Origin of the sequence: Pandoraea sp. (assembly GCF_041919235.1) — a bacterium.
Lineage (GTDB): Bacteria > Pseudomonadota > Gammaproteobacteria > Burkholderiales > Burkholderiaceae > Pandoraea.
On sequence record NZ_JAYRUC010000007.1, the window covers coordinates 1 to 17,083 of the forward strand.

Here is a 17,083-nt window from a genome sequence, read left to right on the forward strand (position 1 = left end):
CAAGTTATGCCTGATGACCATAGCGAGTTGGAACCACCCCTTCCCATCCCGAACAGGACCGTGAAACAACTCCACGCCGATGATAGTGCGGATACCCGTGTGAAAGTAGGTAATCGTCAGGCTCCCCCTAAAAACCCCTTGCTGCAACGCGCAGCAAGGGGTTTTTGCTTTTCTGCACCCACATCACCTCATATGGCACCTCATACGCCATTCCCCATTCGGCTCGCAACGCGCTGTGCTGCCGTCATGATGGGAAATTTCGGGTAGATCGATGTCGATTTCTCGCTTAGCATTCGGCCACAGGGTTAGCGGAAGTTCGTGGAGCGAAACGAGTGGTAAATCAAGATCGATGCAAGCGCAGTGCGAAGTGGCGTGTCGGCGGCGTGTGTATTTACGCCACCATCATGAGCGGGGTAATGGGGGGCTGTGCGTCGCTTGGGACATCGTCAAAGGACGCCTCGACGCAAACGCTGTCGGCAGAGAGCACCGAGATTGCCCCCCTTTCTGCCGCAGTGACGCCGCAGGGGCTGCCTCCCCAGTGGGAGACCTATCTCGTCACACGCAACAAGCGGCTAACCCATTACGAACAGACAATCGATAACGACGGCGTTGTTGTGATTCGAGCCACCGTCGATGGATCTGCGTCGGGCGTGGCGCAGAAGCTCGACATCCCTGTATACCCCGGTGCCACGCTCACGTGGCGCTGGCGCGCGGATGCGCTACCCGTGCACGCGGACATTCGTACGAAGCGATTCGACGATGCTCCCGTTCGCATCGCGCTCGCGTTCGATGGCGATCCTGCGAGACTCGCCGTACAAGACCATCTACACCGCGAACTGGCGCGCATGGTCAGCGGCCGCGAATTACCGTTCGCGACACTGATGTACACGTGGGGACATGACAAATTCACACCTGACGAAGTCGTGGCCAATCCTCATACCGGTCGCATTCGCTCCATCGTCGTCGAACGTGGCGGCGAAAACCTTGGGAAGTGGCAAACGTATTCTCGCGACATCGCCAAGGATTATGAAAGCGCATTTGGCGAACCTCCGGGCCGTCTGATTGGCGTCGCCATCATGAGCGACGGCGACAATACCCGATCGAAATTCACCGCGTGGTACGGCGACATTCGCCTGGAGACGGACGGAATACCCACGACGACCGCCGCCAAGTAGTGCGATATCGCGTTCATCAAGGAAAAAAATGCCGGCAAATTCCCCTTGCCGGCTTTTTCGTTGTCACCCTGACGACCCGGTGAACAAAGCTGTTTATCGATTGCGTCCGAAATACGTTTCGACGAGCTTGACCCAGTAGGTGCCGCCGAGCGGCAGCAGATCGTCGTTGAAGTCGTAGCTCGCGTTGTGCAGATTGCACGGTCCGAGGCCATGGCCTGCGTCTCGGTGCACGCCATCGCCATTCCCAATGAAGACGTAAGCGCCCGGCTTCTCCTGAAGCATGAACGAGAAGTCCTCCGCGCCCATCGTCGGCTCGACCTTGTCGTTGACGTTCTCGTTGCCGACCACCTCGCGCATCACGTCGGCGCACAACGCCGCCATGCCCGGATCGTTGATCGTCGGCGGATAATTGCGAAGGAACTCGATTTCCGCCGAGCAGCCAAGCCCTTTGGCAACGAACTCGGAAATCTCGCGCAGACGTGTCTCAATGAGATCCAGAACCTCGATGGAAAACGTGCGAATCGTGCCGCCCAACCATGCCAGATCGGGAACGACGTTCGTTGCGTCACCCGCATGGATCTGCGTAATGGATAGCACGGCGGCGTCGATCGGCCGCTTATTGCGCGTGATGATGCTCTGCAGCGCCTGCGCCACCTGAACGGCCGCAATCACCGGATCGACGCCGGCGTTTGGAATGCCAGCGTGGGTCCCCTTGCCGCGAAGCGTGATCTTGAACTCGTTGCTCGAGGCCATCATCGGACCAGGCGTCACGGCGAACGTACCGGTCGGCACGCCGGGCCAGTTGTGCATGCCGAACACCGCCTGCATGGGGAAGCGCTCGAACAGGCCATCCTTGATCATTTCACGGGCCCCGCCGCCGCCTTCCTCTGCCGGCTGGAATATCAGATAGACCGTGCCGTCGAAATTGCGGTGCTTCTGAAGATATTGCGCCGCGGCAAGCAGCATGGCCGTGTGACCGTCGTGACCGCAGGCGTGCATCTTGCCCTCATGCTTCGACGCATGCTCGAACGTATTGGCCTCACGAATCGGCAAGGCATCCATATCGGCGCGCAGACCGATTGCGCGGTCGCTGCTGCCATTTCTGATGATGCCAACGACACCCGTCTTGCCAAGTCCGCGATGAATGGGGATACCCCATCGTGTCAACGTGTCGGCGACCACATCCGACGTGCGCTTCTCTTCGAAACATAGTTCGGGGTGCGCGTGAATGTCGCGGCGGATGGTCTGAATTTCGCCACGAGCGGCGTCGATTTCCGGGATGAGCTTCATAACGGGGCTTCCTGCTGAGCACAAGGGTTCATCTTACCCCTAATAGCCAGGTCTGACATCTTGGGTAGGAAGCGCCCGAGTGCGGCCTCGGACACGTCTGGAATCGGTCGTAAGCGTCCTTTCGGTGGAATGCGGCGGGAATGAACGTAATACAATATCGCCAGCGTCGCACTGTTGGCGAACGCAGCAATTCGGTCACGAGAGGAATCGTTGCATGACGACCAGCACCCACGTCGTTCGGGCCGCCTGCCCGCATGATTGTCCCGACACCTGCGCGTTGCACGTATCGGTGGAGAATGGCGTTGCGATCAAGGTCCAGGGGGATCCCGACCATCCGACGACCAAGGGCGTCTTGTGTACGAAAGTCTCGCGTTACACCGAACGCACTTACCATCCGGATCGCTTGTTGCGCCCGCTCAAGCGCGTCGGCCCGAAAGGCCGAGGGCAATTCGTGGAAGTCAGTTGGGACGAGGCGCTCGATGAGATCGCCGCCCGTCTTGGCGAGATCGCGGCGCGAGAGCCGGAAGCGATTCTTCCATATAGCTATGCGGGCACCATGGGATTCGTTCAGGGCGAGTCGATGGCCGCGCGATTCTTCAATAAACTGGGGGCGTCCGAGCTCGATCGCACCATCTGTGCGAGTGCGGGAGCAGCAGGGCTGCGCTACACGTACGGGGCTGGCGTTGGCATGCATGTCGAACACTTCGTCGACAGCAAGCTGATTCTTATCTGGGGCAGCAATCCGATCACGTCGAGCGTGCATTTCTGGGCGATTGCGCAAGAGGCGAAGCGTCGCGGCGCGAAGCTGATTGCGATCGATCCCTATCGATCGCTCACCGCCGAAAAATGCCACCAGCATATTGCATTGCTACCGGGCACAGACGCAGCGTTGGCATTGGGCATGATGCATGTTCTGATCGCAGAGGATCGGGTCGATCACGAATACATTGCACGACACACCGTGGGCTACGCACAGCTCAAGGAGCGTGTGCGACGTTATACGCCCGCCCGCGTCGCCGAAATCTGCGGTATCGACGAAGCAACAATCACCACGTTGGCGCGCGAATATGCAAGCGCGAAGCCCGCAGCCATCCGACTGAACTACGGCATGCAGCGCGCCAAAGGCGGGGGGCAGGCGACGCGTGCTGTTGCGTGTCTGCCCGCGCTGATCGGTGCCTGGCGCGACCCGGCCGGGGGCATGCTCATGTCGACGTCGGGTTACGCCCCTGTGGATGCCGTGGCGCTGGCGCGTCCCGATCTGAGGCCGCGTCAGGACAAGCCGGCTCGCGTCGTGAACATGAGTGTGATCGGCGACGCGCTTTGCCATCCGGGCGACGATTCGTTCGGGCCGAAAATCGAGGCCCTGGTGGTCTACAACAGCAACCCTGTTGCGGTGGCGCCGGAGTCGAGCAAGGTCGCTGCAGGCTTCGGCCGCGAAGATCTCTTCACCGTCGTGCTGGAGCATTTCCAGACCGATACCGCTGATTATGCAGACTTCGTGTTGCCCGCCACGACGCAGCTCGAACATTTGGATATTCACAAGGCCTACGGCCATACCTATCTGCTGGCGAACAATCCGGCAATTGCACCACTGGGCGAAGCCAAGCCCAATTCCGAGATATTTCGTCTGCTGGCCAGGCGCATGGCGTGGCAGGACGCCTGTTTCTCCGACACCGACGACCAACTGGCCGAGCAATCGGTTCGATGGAGCGACGCTCGGATGGCTGGCAGCGACTGGGAAACCCTCAAACGGAATGGGTGGATTCGCTACGACCTTCCGGAAGCGCCGTTTGCCAACGGGCAGTTCTACACGCCGTCCGGTAAGTGCGAATTTTATTCCGAGCGCCTGTTGCAGGAGGGCTTTGACCCGTTGCCCGATTGGGTGCCGCCATATGAGTCAGTCGCCAGCAATCCGGCGTTGGCCGCCCGCTTTCCGCTTGCGATGATTTCTCCCCCGGCGCGCAATTTCCTGAACTCGAGCTTTGTAAACGTCGATAGCCTTCGGGCTTCGGTGGGAGAGCCAACGTTGGATATTCATCCCTCGGACGCCGCTTCGCGAGGCATTGTCGATGGTGTCGAGGTGCGCATCTTCAACGATCGGGGGACCTTGACCGCCAAGGCGCGGGTGACGGACAGAGCGCGCGAAGGCGTTGTCGTCGGGCTGTCGATCTGGTGGAAAAAGCTCGCGCCGGACGGCAAGAACGCCAATGAAGTCACGAGCCAGCAGCTCACCGATCTTGGGCGGGCGCCCACCTTCTACGATTGCCTGGTCGACGTCGCCCCCGCCCCATAAGGTCCGTCAATTTCGAGAGAACGCCGAGGCAGCCTCCAATGCCGATCCTGTGTGCGATGCTCCCCATGTTCGAGCGATGGAGATTCCGGGCTGCCGTAGTACTGGCGGCTGGATGGGGAATGCTGATCGGTCTTGGAGGATGCAGCCAGATCGGCTATTACGCGCAGTCGATTGACGGTCACTTCACGGTGTTGCATGAGGCGCGACCCGTATCAGATTTGCTGGCCCAGCCAACGATTGCCCCGCGTTTGCGCGCCCGTCTTATTGAGGCCGAGCAAATTCGCAGTTACGCAGTGTCGGCGCTCGATGAGCCGGATAACGGCAGTTATCGCAGCTATGCGGACCTGAAGCGACCTTTCGTCGTCTATAACGTCTTCGCTGCGCCTTCGCTGTCATTGAAGCTCCGCGAATCCTGCCTGCTGGTCGTCGGGTGCGTCGAGTACCGGGGATACTACTCCCGCGAATCCGCCGAGGCATACGCGGACGAGTTGCATCGAGATGGCTGGGAAACGTTCGTCGCGGGAATTCCGGCATATTCTACGCTGGGCTACTTCGACGACCCATTGCTCAACACGTTCATCTATCTTCCCCGGGCGGAAGTCGCGCGTATGATCTTCCACGAACTCGCGCATCAAATCCTGTTTGTTCGAGGGGATACCGCATTCAACGAGTCCTTCGCCGTGACGGTGGAAACCGTGGGGGTGCAGCGCTGGTTGTCAGAACACCCAGACGCCGCTATGGAGTATGAGCGGTACGACGCGCGCCGGCGCCAGTTTCGTCAACTGGTGGACAGCTATCGCAAGCGTCTTGAAACGCTGTACGGTAGCGCCGAGACGGATATACAGAAAAGGGCGGGCAAGGATGCGTTGTTTGCCGGGTTGCGTGCCGACTATGAAGCGATGAAGACATCTTGGGGGGGATACAAAGGGTTCGATCCTTGGTTCGCCACCCATTTGAACAACGCCAAAATTGGTTCCTTCGCTACCTACAACCAATGGGTACCGGCGTTCATGGTGTTACTGGCGCAGTCGCATGACGACTTGCCGACGTTCTACGCTGCCGTCAAAGCCATGTCGAAACGACCGGCGAAAGAACGTAACGCAGAGCTCGCTGCGCTGGACAGCACGCCAGCGGCGGCCGTTGCACGTACTTCGTTGGACACACCGATTCAGGCCGGTCGATAGACATGTTGCGCGCGACCTGCAAAACTTGCCCCGACGAGCAACGGGTGATGAGCAACGGGTGACGGGTGACGGGTGGCGGGTGGCGGGTGATGGGTGATGGGTGATGGGTGATGGGTGATGAGCAACGGACGAAAGGCGAAGGGCGACAGTTGAGCATGCGTGTCGCCGTTTCGGATCGACCAGAACGACGCTCTATCGTCAGGCAATCACCGACTTCAAGTCACCCAGCAGCATGTAAAGTTGCTGCTGCCTATCTTCCGGCAACTTCCCCAAACGTTGCTCGATCCACTGCTCATGCGCGCGGGCCATGTCGGAAAATGCCTTTTTGCCGCGCGAGGTGAGCTTGATCAGAAAGGCACGCCGGTCGTTGGCGACCGTCTGGCGTGTCACCCAGCCTTCCTTCTCCAACTGATCGGTAATGCCGGTGACGTTCCCTCCCGTGACCATCATGCGCTTGCTCAGCTCCCCCATTTTCAGCCCCTCAGGGTGTCGATCGAGTTGTGCGAGCAAATCGAAACGTGGCAACGTGCAATCGAATTCCTGCCGCAAGCGCGAGCGAATATCCGTCTCGATCATGTTGGCGCAGGTGAGCAGCCGCAGCCATAGCCGCAGAGCATCGTGCTCGCGATCGTGGGCTCGGGTTTCGAGATCGAGAGAGTCGGCGTCGACGAGGCTCATGGCGGGTGAAGTGAAATTTACAGTATGGAAATTTTAGGTTTGAAATAAACCCTGGGTCAAGTTGGGGGCGTTACGGGGTCCTGGTGCAGACGCCGCACGCCGAGGGTTTGGGCAACACACGACTCAATAAAAAAAGGGCACCCGAAGGTGCCCTTTCGTCAAAGCCTAAGTGACAGTAACTGTCAGCTTAGAACTTGTGACGCACGCCCGCCGTAACGGCGAACTGGTTCGTGCCGTTCGCGAACCCTTGGCCGTTCATCGATGCGCCGCCAGGAGCATCGTTGTTGGCGTGTTGCCACAGACCAACCAGGTACGTGTCCGTGCGCTTCGACAGGAAGTAGTCGACGCCCAGGTTGACTTGGTGGTACTTCGGCGACACGTCGGTCGTGCCCGAGGCCAGCTTCGTCCAGGTGTACGTGTAAGCCAGGCCCAGTTGCAGAGCCGGGGTCAGCATGTACTTGCCGTTCAGTTCGACGTTGTCGAACTTCCAGCTGCCGCCGCCAACGTAGTCATACTTGCTGTGGCTGTACACCAGGCCGACCGTAGCCGGACCGAAAGCGTACGAACCGCCTGCCGAGGCAATGTATGCCTTGTCGCTGGTGGCCAGACCGCCTGCCGTCATTGCGGCGTTTTGGTCGCCGGTCAGCAGCACGCCCGAGCCGTTGCTGCCCGGTGCGCCCAGGTACAAGTAGCCAGCGCCCAAGGTCAACGGACCGTTGGCGTAGCCCATACCAACCGACCATGCACGGTTGTTCGCGAAGCCCGTGCCGGCAGCACCAGTGCTAGCCGAGTTCGAGAAGCCGTACAGAGCGCCAGCGCTGAAGCCGTTGTAGTTGGCGGTCGTGTACTTGATCGAGTTGTTGATACGGAACGAGTTGTTCAGGTTGTCGTTATCGAACGGGTGAGCGCCCGAATACGTTGCCCATTGGCTACCCGAAGCGAACGGACCGACGAAGTCGACCACGGAGTCGTACTGACGACCGATCGAGACCGTACCTGCCGTTGCGCTGCTCAGACCAACGTAGGCTTGACGACCGAACAGACGGCTGTTTTGTGCCGACATGCCGTTGTTCAGGTTGAAGCCGCTTTCCAGCACGAAGATTGCCTTGAGGCCGCCGCCGAGATCCTCAGCACCCTTCAGGCCCCAACGCGAACCTTGCAGGTTGCCGCTGTTGAGCGAAATGTTCTTGGCCGAGGTGCCACCGAGCGAGCCCGTCTTGTTGACGTAGGTCAGACCGCCGTCGAGGATACCATACAGGGTCACGCTGCTTTGTGCGTGAGCGACGCCAGCGAATGCGCCGAGCACACCCAGAGCGAGAAGCGACTTTTTCATTGAGTGATCTCCAAAGGATTGTGAGATTTGTTTAACAAGGTCACTAGTGATAACGTCCTTGCTAATCAACTTCGCGAGAAGTTGGACGTAATGTAACAAATTCACTGTGGCCGGCAAAGGAAAAGGCCGGTTTTGCGCGGGTTTGCGGTGCCCTTTGTTTCGTTTACGCAACAGCCCGGAAACCGGCTTCCAGTGGGGCTTTCGCGCGTTTGCGTCCGCGCAAGGCACGCCGGGCAAAGGCGCGTATCCTCGGCGGTGAACGCGAAAGAATGACCGTTTGTTCCGCATTGTGAAATATTGAAGTGAGCTGAAAGTCTGATGTTTTCCGATAGCCTGATCTCTGAACTTGACCGGGGGCTGCGAGCGATCGCAGGCGTCACCCGAGCGTCTCGCCCGACACCTGGTGTCGCTTCCTCTACTAGCGCGACCGATGCGTCTGCGGTAACGGGGGCGTCGATCGACGACGACGCATTGACGTCGCAAGAGCGCCGCCACGTAGCGGGCCTCATGCGCGTGAATCACGTGGGGGAGGTCTGTGCTCAGGCGCTTTATCAGGCGCAGAAGCTGGCAACGAAGCGTCCGGCCCTGCGGGCAGCCTTCGCCCATGCCGGCAAAGAGGAAGAGGATCACCTCGCGTGGACGGCGCACCGTCTCTCGGAACTCGGCTCGCGCCCGAGCCTGCTCAACCCGCTTTGGTATGCGGGGGCGTTCGCCATCGGCTTCGTCGCAGGCAAGTGCGGCGACAAGATAAGCCTGGGCTTCGTGTCGGAGACGGAGCGCCAGGTCGAGCACCATCTCGATAGTCACCTCAATGACTTGCCGCCGCACGACCTGCGCTCGCGTGCCATCGTCGATCAGATGCGTCTTGATGAAATCGAACACGGCCAAGCCGCGCGCGATGCCGGTGGAGTCGAGTTGCCAGTGCCGGTGCAGCGTGTCATGCGCGCAGCGGCCAAGGTCATGACGACGACTGCCTACTATATATAGAGCGTCTGAACCCTCCCCGACTGACCCCTGCCTCCCCCTGTCGATCCGCCTCGCGCAATGCCTGCCGGCCGGTGATTACCGCGCTTGGGCGCGGCGTGAGCGCGCACTACCCGCTATCGATAACGATGGCGGGCTTTCCGCGAGGCAAGGCCGAAAGTCTGAGGTTCCACTTTCACTATCGCGGTTATGTCTTTAATTTTCCTGACAAAATTCCGTTTTCTGGCTTTAGGAAAGTGAGCTAAGTCATTGTTCTGTCTGACAAATTACCTCTGAAAAACGGGTGAAACGCTTGACCGGCCAAACACTCTCCTCTAAAGTGGGAAATAGTGTGAGAAAGTGTATTTTTGTGTGGTGTAGGGCACGAAATCTTTCTCTTTCGGCATGACGGGCAGGCGGACGAAATCTCACGGGAGCGCACGTGTTTCAGGGAGCCTCGGCACTTTCACTCGATGCGAAGGGACGGATGTCGATTCCGGCCCGGCATCGTGACGTGCTGCAAGGCGATGCGCAAGGCAAGGTCACGATCACCAAGCACCCCGACGGATGTCTGTTGCTGTTCCCGCGTCCCGAATGGGAGATCTTCCGCGGCAAGATCGCCGCACTGCCGATGGACGCGCACTGGTGGCGACGCATCTTCCTGGGCAACGCAGCCGACGTCGAGATGGATTCGGCCGGCCGTGTCCTGGTGGCGCCCGAGTTGCGTGCCGCTGCGGGCATGGACAAGGAAGTCATGCTGCTGGGCATGGGCAGTCACTTTGAACTCTGGGATGCCGCGACGTATGCCGCCAAGGAACTGGCGGCGATGGCGCAGGGTATGCCGGAAGCACTGAAGAACTTCACTTTTTGATAGATCAGGTGGTCCAACGAGCATGGCGCACGCGGTGGAAACGGAAATGCAGCACCGCACGGTCCTGCTGGAGGAGGCCGTGGATGCCTTGCTGTGGCGCGATGACGGCGTCTACGTCGACGGCACGTTTGGCCGCGGCGGGCACAGTCGCCGGATTCTGGAGCGGCTGGGCGCCAGGGGGAGGTTGATCGCGTTCGACAAGGACCCCCAAGCGATCGCGGAGGCGGCAAAAATTGCCGATCCGCGATTTTCGATTGAGCACGACAGCTTCGCGACGTTGCGCGAAGCGATGGCCCGGCGCGGTATCGACAAGGTGTCGGGGGTTTTGCTGGATCTGGGCGTCTCGTCGCCGCAGTTCGACGACCCCGCGCGCGGATTCAGTTTTCGTTTCGACGGGCCGCTCGACATGCGCATGGATCCCACGCGCGGTGAGTCGGCCGCCGATTGGCTGGCCCGGGCAACGCTGGAAGACATGACGGAGGTCATCAAGGACTATGGGGAAGAACGGTTTGCTTTTCAGATTGCAAAGGCGCTTGTTGCTCGCCGGGCAAACGCCGATCGCCTCGGTCCACTCGTCAGCACACGCGAGCTTGCCGAGATCGTGGCGGGCGCCGTCAAGACCCGTGAGAAGGGCAAGGACCCGGCAACACGCACCTTTCAGGCTCTACGGATTCACGTCAATCAAGAGCTTGCGGACCTGCAGATAGCGCTCGACGTGGCAGCCGATGTTCTTGAAACGGGAGGCAGACTCGTGGCGATCAGCTTTCATTCGCTGGAGGACCGCATCGTGAAGCGCTTCGTGCAAGCGCGCACGAGCGCGCCGGCGGTGGATCGCCGCATCCCCTTGCGCGCCCACGAAATCCCCGAGCCGCCCTTCAAGTCCAGCCGCAAGATCAAGCCATCCGCCGCTGAGGTGGAGGCGAACCCGCGAGCACGCTCGGCCATCATGCGGGTCATGGAGCGGGTGTCGACATGAGCCGGCTCAATATGCTTCTGCTCGCCCTCCTCATTGCCTGCGCATTGTCGCTGATCAACGCCCAGTATCGGGCGCGCGGTACGTTCGTGGACCTCAATCGCGAGCAGACGCTCGAGCATCAACTGCTGCAGGACTGGGACCGACTCCAGTACGAACAGAGCGCGCAGAGCAAGAGTGCCCGCATCGAAAGCGTTGCGCGCAATGACTTGAAGATGCAGGCCGTCTCGCCGGGCCTTACGCAATACCTGTCTGCGCCGGCCGGCGGTACCGGCGCCATGGTGGACGTGCCGGTGCCGACCGCGAGCGCCGCGTCTGCCCCTGCGAGCGGAGGCCAGCGATGAGTCGCCGCAAGGACGCCAAGGCCAAGACCAAGGACGTGCAGTTCACGGCCAGTCCGGTCCTGTCCGTGCGTCTGCCGATGTGGCGCTCGAAGATGCTCGTCTTTGTGATCTTCGGCGCGTTCGCGTCGCTGGTCGCGCGCGCTTTCTGGATTCAGGGGCCGGGCAACGATTTCTATCAACGTCAAGGCGAGAGCCGTTACGAACGCACACTTGAGATGTCCGCCACGCGCGGCAAAGTGTTCGACCGTAACGGACAGGTGCTGGCCACCAGTCTGCCCGTCAAGGCCATCTGGGCCATTCCCGAAGACGTACCCGACGACCTCTCGACACAGCAGATTCGCCAACTCGCCCGATTGCTCGAAATGGGGGAGCCGGATCTGCGCCGCAAACTCAACCAGGAGAAGAGCTTCGTCTATGTGAAGCGCCAGGTGCTGCCGGACGTGGCCAAGCAGGTCGCCGATCTGGATATCCCCGGCGTGTATCAGCGCAAGGAGTACAAGCGCTTCTATCCGGAAGGCGAAATCGCGGCGCACGTGGTCGGTTTCACGAACGTCGAAGATGTCGGACAGGAGGGCGTCGAACTGTCGATGCAGAAGGATCTGGCCGCCACGCCCGGCAGCCGTCGCGTCATCAAGGACCGTCTGGGCCGTGTGGTCGAGGGGCTCGATATCCTGGCCCAGCCGCGCGACGGTCACGACATCACGCTCTCGATCGACAGCAAGATTCAGTTCCTCGCCTACAGCGAACTGAAAGACGCCATCGAGCGCAGCGGCGCGAAGGCCGGTAGCGCCGTGGTGCTCGACGTGCGCACGGGCGAGGTGCTCGCGCTCGCGAATCTCCCGACATACAACCCCAACAATCGCAAGAACCTGACCGGTGCGCAACTGCGCAACCGCGTCATTACCGACACGTTCGAACCCGGCTCCATCATGAAGCCGATCACCATCGCCGCCGCGATCGAGAACGGTCATGTGAAGCCGACTTCCACGGTGATGACCACGGGCCGGGCGAATTTCTTCGGCGCGACCATCACCGACACGCACGACTACGGCATGCTCACCACGGCCGGCGTCATCCAGAAGTCGAGCAATATCGGCACCGCAAAGATCGCGCTGCAGATGAAGCCGCAGGAAATGTGGGACATGTTCACGAGCGTGGGCCTGGGCCAGGCGCCGAAGATCGGCTTCCCCGGCGCCGTGGCAGGGCGGTTGCGTCCAGCCAAGAGCTGGCGTCCGATCGAGCAGGCGACGATGGGCTACGGGTATGGCCTGTCGGCCTCGCTGATTCAACTCGCCCGCGCCTACACTGTATTTGCGCACGACGGCGAACTGCTGCCGATCTCCATCTATAAGACGGATGGCAGCGTGGTGAAGGGCACGCCGGTCATTTCCCCGGCAACGGCGCGTGAAGTGCGCAAGATGCTCGAAATGGTGACGTCGCCCGGCGGCACCGCCACGCGCGCGCAAGTCATCGGCTATCGCGTCGGCGGCAAGACCGGGACCGCGTACAAGCAATCGGGCAAGGGATACGACAAGAGCAAATACCGCGCATCGTTCGTCGGCATGGCGCCGATGTCGGAGCCGCGCATCATCGTGGCCGTCACGCTTGACGAGCCGGGGCGTGGTTCGCACTACGGCGGCGTGGCCGCCGGTCCGGCGTTTGCCGCCATTGTGGGCGGCACGCTGCGCGCGTTGAACGTGGTGCCGGATTCGCCGGTGACGAAGCTCGTGGTGAGCGACAAGGTGGAGGAGAGCGAGCCATGGGCACCGTGACCCCGACGCCGCAAACCCCGGCGACCAATGCCACGCTCGGCATGATCGCGGACACCGCCGAGCGCGCCACGCTCACGCAGGCGTGGGATTGGCTGCGCCGTACGGTGCCGGCCGGCGCAACGCTGCAAGCCGATAGCCGCCGTGTGACGGCCGGCGACGTATTCGTCGCGTACGCGGTCAAAGGCGCCGACAGCCGAGGCTTCATCGCCGATGCCGTGGAGCGCGGCGCCGCCGCAGTGCTTTGGCAGAGCGACGGCTTCACCTGGCCGGCATCGCTGGCGAGCCCCGCCAACGTGCCGGAATTCGGCGTGCCACGACTTGACTGGCTCGCGGGCCCGCTGGCGGCGCTTTGGTGCGGCGAGCCGAGCGTCGCCATGACAATGTTGGGCGTGACCGGCACCAACGGCAAAACATCGTGCAGCCAATGGCTCGCGCAGTTGCTGTCGAAGGCGGGCACCCGAAGTGCCGTCATCGGCACGCTGGGCAGTGGCTTCCCTGGCCACCTGTCGGCGACAGGATTCACGACGCCCGATGCGGTTCAGTTGCAACGCAGCCTGGCCGACCTGCGTGCGCAGGGGGCGGCGGCGGTCGCGATGGAAGTCTCGTCGCACGGCCTCTATCAGGGACGCGTGAACGGCGTGGCATTCGACATCGCCGTCTTTACCAATCTGACGCAAGACCATCTCGATTACCACGGGACGATGGCCGAATACGAGGCGGCGAAGGCACGCCTGTTCGACTGGCCGGGCCTGAAGGCCGCCGTCATCAATCGAGACGATGCGATGGGGCAGCGCCTGCTCGCGCATCTCGCCGGCAAGACGCCGGTGTTCGAATACGGCATTCGCGGCGACACGGTGTCGGCGTATGGCAACTCCGTGCTGCGGGCAGAGGATATCCGCGCGACGACGGCCGGTACGCGCTTCACGCTGCATATCGAAGACCACAGCCAGCAGATCACCGTGCCGCTCATCGGTGAGTTCAACGTGAGCAACGCGCTCGCCGTGCTGGGCGCGGCGCTGGCCGCCGGTGTGCCGCAAGACGCCGCCATTGCCGGGCTTGCAACGCTCACCCCCGTGTCCGGGCGCATGGAGCAGATCGGGCAGCCGGGGCAGCCGCTGGTCGTCATCGACTATGCGCATACGCCCGACGCGCTCGACAAGACGCTCGACGCATTGCGCCCGGTGGCGGCAGCGCGTGGCGGCAAGCTCGTGTGCGTGTTCGGCTGCGGCGGTGACCGCGATGCAGGCAAGCGTCCGCAAATGGGGGCGGTGGCCGAGCGTCTGGCCGACGCCGTGGTGCTCACGAGCGACAACCCGCGCACCGAAGTATCGGCCGACATCATGGCGCAAATCGCTGCCGGACTTGCGCAACCTGATGCGGCGCGCCGTATCGAAGACCGGGCGAGCGCGATTCTTCAGGCAGTGCGCGGTGCGCAGGCCGCCGATGTGGTGCTCATTGCGGGCAAGGGACACGAAAGTACGCAGGAAATTATGGGAAAGAAACGGCCGTTCTCCGACCAGGAGCATGCGCGTCTGGCACTCGCCGCGCGTGCGACCACAGTGCGCGGAGGTGGCGAATGACGATGTGGCAACTGAGCGACGCCCAAGCCGCCGTGACCGATGCGCGTGTAGCGGGCGCGCCGTCTACCGCTTTTGCGCGCATCGTGACGGACAGCCGTGCGGTACAGCCGGGCGATCTCTTCGTGGCGATCAAGGGCGAGCGCTTCGATGCGCACGACTTCCTGGACGACGTGGTGCGCGCAGGCGCTGCTGCGGTGGTCGCGTCGCGCCTGCCCGAAGGCTTCGAGACGCCGGCCCTGATGGTGCCGGATACGCGCATCGCGCTGGGCGAACTGGCGGCCGCGTGGCGCCGCCGTTTTTCGATCCCCGTGGTTGCCGTCACCGGCAGTAACGGCAAGACGACCGTCAAGGAAATGATCTCGGCGATCTTTGCCGAGGCGGTCGGCGCCGACGCGCGTCTGGCGACCGCCGGTAACCTGAACAACGACATCGGCTTGCCGCTTACGCTGTTCCGCCTGAAAGGCAGCGACAAGCTGGCGGTGCTCGAACTGGGCATGAATCACCCGGGCGAAACGGCGTATCTCGCGAAGATCGCGCAGCCCACGGTCGCCGTCATCAACAACGCACAGCGCGAACATCAGGAATTCATGGTGAGCGTGGCCGCCGTCGCCGAAGAGCATTCGGCCGTGCTGGCGGCGCTGGCCGACGACGGCGTGGCGGTGTTCCCGGCCGAGAGCGAGTTTGCGCCGATGTGGCGCGAAATCGCAGGCCATCGCCGCGTGCTGGATTTCGCGCTCGATATGCGCGCTGCCGTCTCGGGACGCTACGACGTCGCCACGCGTGTGCTGCGTGTGGCGTCGCCGGCCGGTGAGTTTTCGCTCGCGTTGCCGCTGCTCGGCGAGCACAACGCGCGCAATGCCCTGGCCGCAATTGCCTGTGCCCTGGGCGCGCATGTCGACATTGGCTCGATCGTGCGGGCACTCGAAGCGTTTTCTGCCGTCAAAGGCCGTCTGCAGGTGTCAACGCTCTCCAGGGGACCGCTCGCGGGCGTCACCTTGATCGACGACACCTATAATGCGAACCCCGATTCGGTCCGGGCCGCCATCGACGTCCTGGCGCAAACCCCGGCGCCGCAGGTGCTGGTGCTGGGCGACATGGGCGAAGTGGGCGACAACGGTCCGGCGTTTCACCGCGAAGTGGGCGAGTACGCCGCGCAGCGCGGTATCGACCGTTTGCTGGCAATGGGGGAGCAGACGCAAGCGAGCGTTGTGGCCTTCGGCGATGGTGGTACGCATTTTTCAGACGCGGCGGATGTCGCGCCGCTCGTGGCCGAATTGATAGCCACGCTGAGCGCGCCAGCAACGATATTGGTAAAGGGAAGCCGCTTCATGCGGATGGAGCGCGTGCTCGAGCAGTTGCGCGCGACGAGTGAAAGCGGGGGCGGCAACGCCCCGGCCAAGTGATAAAGGATTGATGGAATGTTGCTGACGTTAGCGCAATGGCTGCAAGCGGATGCGAGCTATTTGCGCGTGTTCAACTACCTGACGTTTCGGGCCGTGATGGCAAGCCTCACGGCGCTGGTGATCGGGCTCGCGTTCGGGCCGATGGTCATCCGCAAGCTCGCCGAAATGAAGGTAGGCCAGGCTGTGCGTACCGACGGCCCGCAGACACACCTCGTGAAATCGGGCACGCCCACGATGGGCGGCGTGCTGATTCTCATCGGCATCACCGTCGCCACGCTGCTCTGGGCGGATCTGAGCAATCGGTTCATCTGGATCGTGCTGACCGTCACGCTGGGCTTCGGCATCATCGGGTGGATCGACGATTACCGGAAGGTTGTCTTCAAGGACCCGCGCGGCATGTCGTCGCGCGAGAAGTACTTCTGGCAATCGGTCATCGGGTTGTTTGCGGCGATCTATCTGGCGTTCTCGGTGTCCGAGACGAGCAATTTGAAGGTCTTCGAGCTGTTCATCAGTTGGGTGCGCAACGGCTTCCCGCTCAATCTGCCGCCGAAGGCCGACTTCATCGTGCCGTTCTTCAAGTCGATGAGCTACCCGCTGGGCGTGTTCGGCTTCATTGGGCTCACGTACTTTGTCATCGTCGGCTCGTCCAACGCCGTTAACCTCACGGACGGTCTCGACGGTCTGGTCATCATGCCGGTCGTGCTGGTCGGTGCGGCGCTCGGCGTGTTCGCCTACGTGATGGGCAACGTCGTCTACTCGAAGTACCTGCTGTTCCCACACATTCCGGGTGCGGGCGAGTTGCTCGTGTTCTGTTCGGCGATGTCGGGGGCGGGGCTTGCGTTCCTATGGTTCAACACGCACCCGGCACAGGTGTTCATGGGCGACGTAGGCGCGTTGGCGCTCGGCGGCGCGCTCGGCACGGTGGCCGTGATCGTGCGGCAAGAAGTCGTGCTATTCGTGATGGGTGGCGTGTTCGTCGCGGAGACCCTGTCGGTGATGTTGCAGGTGACGTGGTTCAAGTACACCAAGCGACGCTTCGGAGAAGGGCGGCGCATCTTCAAGATGGCGCCCCTGCATCACCACTTCGAATTGTCGGGATGGAAGGAAACGCAGGTGGTGGTTCGCTTCTGGATCATCACGCTGATGTTGGTACTGATCGGCCTGTCGACGCTGAAGCTGCGCTGACAAGACCAAGGAAAGCGACATGGTTGCGACGCGGGACTC

At 61.8% G+C, this 17,083-nt stretch carries 14 protein-coding genes and 1 rRNA gene; 12 read left to right on the plus strand and 3 right to left on the minus strand.

The genetic code is table 11. The annotated features are described in order from the left end of the window. The first annotated feature begins 9 nt into the window (after window positions 1–9). Together rrf and ACE3UG_RS07075 are read left to right on the plus strand one after the other, a co-directional pair. A 5S ribosomal RNA gene (rrf, locus tag ACE3UG_RS07070) occupies window positions 10–122 on the plus strand. A 210-nt stretch (window positions 123–332) separates the two neighbouring features. Beyond that, entirely contained in the window at window positions 333–1,175 is an 843-nt protein-coding gene (locus ACE3UG_RS07075; RefSeq protein WP_374621575.1) for a DUF3047 domain-containing protein, read from the plus strand. Window positions 1,176–1,268: 93 nt separating this feature from the next. On the opposite strand, the gene ACE3UG_RS07080 is transcribed toward ACE3UG_RS07075, so the two are convergent. Then, a complete protein-coding gene (locus ACE3UG_RS07080; protein ID WP_374621578.1) occupies window positions 1,269–2,465 on the minus strand; it encodes a M20 aminoacylase family protein in 1,197 nt (398 codons plus the stop codon). A gap of 214 nt (window positions 2,466–2,679) precedes the next feature. Here ACE3UG_RS07080 and ACE3UG_RS07085 point away from each other — a divergent pair, with 214 nt between their 5' ends. Together ACE3UG_RS07085 and ACE3UG_RS07090 are read left to right on the plus strand one after the other, a co-directional pair. Beyond that, the gene (locus ACE3UG_RS07085) at window positions 2,680–4,758 is read left to right on the plus strand and encodes a molybdopterin-dependent oxidoreductase (RefSeq protein ID WP_374621581.1); all 2,079 of its coding nucleotides are present in this window, start codon (window positions 2,680–2,682) and stop codon (window positions 4,756–4,758) included. Window positions 4,759–4,877: 119 nt separating this feature from the next. Continuing rightward, on the plus strand, window positions 4,878–5,942 hold the full coding sequence (locus tag ACE3UG_RS07090) for an aminopeptidase (RefSeq protein ID WP_374621584.1): 1,065 nt from the start codon (window positions 4,878–4,880) through the stop codon (window positions 5,940–5,942). A 198-nt stretch (window positions 5,943–6,140) separates the two neighbouring features. On the opposite strand, the gene ACE3UG_RS07095 is transcribed toward ACE3UG_RS07090, so the two are convergent. Continuing rightward, window positions 6,141–6,620 (minus strand): MarR family winged helix-turn-helix transcriptional regulator, encoded by a 480-nt coding sequence (locus tag ACE3UG_RS07095; protein ID WP_374621587.1) that lies wholly within the window; start codon window positions 6,618–6,620, stop codon window positions 6,141–6,143. A 187-nt stretch (window positions 6,621–6,807) separates the two neighbouring features. Further along, window positions 6,808–7,953, minus strand: a complete 1,146-nt coding sequence (locus ACE3UG_RS07100) for a porin (protein ID WP_374621589.1) — start codon at window positions 7,951–7,953, stop codon at window positions 6,808–6,810. 318 nt (window positions 7,954–8,271) lie between these two features. Here ACE3UG_RS07100 and coq7 point away from each other — a divergent pair, with 318 nt between their 5' ends. From coq7 to mraY, 8 genes are all read left to right on the plus strand, one after another. Further along, a complete protein-coding gene (gene coq7, locus ACE3UG_RS07105) occupies window positions 8,272–8,940 on the plus strand; it encodes a 2-polyprenyl-3-methyl-6-methoxy-1,4-benzoquinone monooxygenase (RefSeq protein ID WP_374621592.1) in 669 nt (222 codons plus the stop codon). Between the two features lie 418 nt (window positions 8,941–9,358). Beyond that, window positions 9,359–9,787 (plus strand): division/cell wall cluster transcriptional repressor MraZ, encoded by a 429-nt coding sequence (mraZ, locus tag ACE3UG_RS07110; protein WP_374621595.1) that lies wholly within the window; start codon window positions 9,359–9,361, stop codon window positions 9,785–9,787. 22 nt (window positions 9,788–9,809) lie between these two features. Further along, window positions 9,810–10,763, plus strand: a complete 954-nt coding sequence (rsmH, locus tag ACE3UG_RS07115) for a 16S rRNA (cytosine(1402)-N(4))-methyltransferase RsmH (RefSeq protein WP_374621598.1) — start codon at window positions 9,810–9,812, stop codon at window positions 10,761–10,763. Further along, window positions 10,760–11,104: a cell division protein FtsL gene (gene ftsL, locus ACE3UG_RS07120; protein ID WP_374621601.1), complete on the plus strand. Its 345-nt coding sequence runs from the start codon at window positions 10,760–10,762 to the stop codon at window positions 11,102–11,104. The genes rsmH and ftsL overlap by 4 nt, the downstream gene beginning before the upstream one ends. Beyond that, window positions 11,101–12,876: a peptidoglycan D,D-transpeptidase FtsI family protein gene (locus ACE3UG_RS07125; RefSeq protein ID WP_374621604.1), complete on the plus strand. Its 1,776-nt coding sequence runs from the start codon at window positions 11,101–11,103 to the stop codon at window positions 12,874–12,876. Before ftsL ends, ACE3UG_RS07125 begins: the two co-directional genes overlap by 4 nt. A 41-nt stretch (window positions 12,877–12,917) precedes the next feature. Next, window positions 12,918–14,456 carry a UDP-N-acetylmuramoyl-L-alanyl-D-glutamate--2,6-diaminopimelate ligase gene (locus tag ACE3UG_RS07130; RefSeq protein ID WP_374622055.1) on the plus strand — a complete coding sequence of 513 codons (1,539 nt, stop codon included), beginning with the start codon at window positions 12,918–12,920 and terminating at the stop codon, window positions 14,454–14,456. Beyond that, complete coding sequence (murF, locus tag ACE3UG_RS07135) at window positions 14,453–15,859, plus strand: UDP-N-acetylmuramoyl-tripeptide--D-alanyl-D-alanine ligase (RefSeq protein ID WP_374621607.1); 1,407 nt, start codon at window positions 14,453–14,455, stop codon at window positions 15,857–15,859. The genes ACE3UG_RS07130 and murF overlap by 4 nt, the downstream gene beginning before the upstream one ends. Window positions 15,860–15,874: 15 nt before the next feature. Next, window positions 15,875–17,044: a phospho-N-acetylmuramoyl-pentapeptide-transferase gene (mraY, locus tag ACE3UG_RS07140; RefSeq protein WP_374621610.1), complete on the plus strand. Its 1,170-nt coding sequence runs from the start codon at window positions 15,875–15,877 to the stop codon at window positions 17,042–17,044. Window positions 17,045–17,083: the final 39 nt, after the last annotated feature.

What these genes read in the sequence shown, in the direction of transcription:
- ACE3UG_RS07080 (WP_374621578.1), bottom strand. Translation starts at nt 2,465, where the DNA reads ATGAAGCTCATCCCGGAAATCGACGCCGCTCGTGGCGAAATTCAGACC.
- ACE3UG_RS07085 (WP_374621581.1), top strand. Translation starts at nt 2,680, where the DNA reads ATGACGACCAGCACCCACGTCGTTCGGGCCGCCTGCCCGCATGATTGT.
- ACE3UG_RS07090 (WP_374621584.1), top strand. Translation starts at nt 4,878, where the DNA reads ATGCTGATCGGTCTTGGAGGATGCAGCCAGATCGGCTATTACGCGCAG.
- ACE3UG_RS07095 (WP_374621587.1), bottom strand. Translation starts at nt 6,620, where the DNA reads ATGAGCCTCGTCGACGCCGACTCTCTCGATCTCGAAACCCGAGCCCAC.
- ACE3UG_RS07100 (WP_374621589.1), bottom strand. Translation starts at nt 7,953, where the DNA reads ATGAAAAAGTCGCTTCTCGCTCTGGGTGTGCTCGGCGCATTCGCTGGC.
- coq7 (WP_374621592.1), top strand. Translation starts at nt 8,272, where the DNA reads ATGTTTTCCGATAGCCTGATCTCTGAACTTGACCGGGGGCTGCGAGCG.
- rsmH (WP_374621598.1), top strand. Translation starts at nt 9,810, where the DNA reads ATGGCGCACGCGGTGGAAACGGAAATGCAGCACCGCACGGTCCTGCTG.
- ftsL (WP_374621601.1), top strand. Translation starts at nt 10,760, where the DNA reads ATGAGCCGGCTCAATATGCTTCTGCTCGCCCTCCTCATTGCCTGCGCA.
- ACE3UG_RS07125 (WP_374621604.1), top strand. Translation starts at nt 11,101, where the DNA reads ATGAGTCGCCGCAAGGACGCCAAGGCCAAGACCAAGGACGTGCAGTTC.
- ACE3UG_RS07130 (WP_374622055.1), top strand. Translation starts at nt 12,918, where the DNA reads ATGATCGCGGACACCGCCGAGCGCGCCACGCTCACGCAGGCGTGGGAT.
- murF (WP_374621607.1), top strand. Translation starts at nt 14,453, where the DNA reads ATGACGATGTGGCAACTGAGCGACGCCCAAGCCGCCGTGACCGATGCG.
- mraY (WP_374621610.1), top strand. Translation starts at nt 15,875, where the DNA reads ATGTTGCTGACGTTAGCGCAATGGCTGCAAGCGGATGCGAGCTATTTG.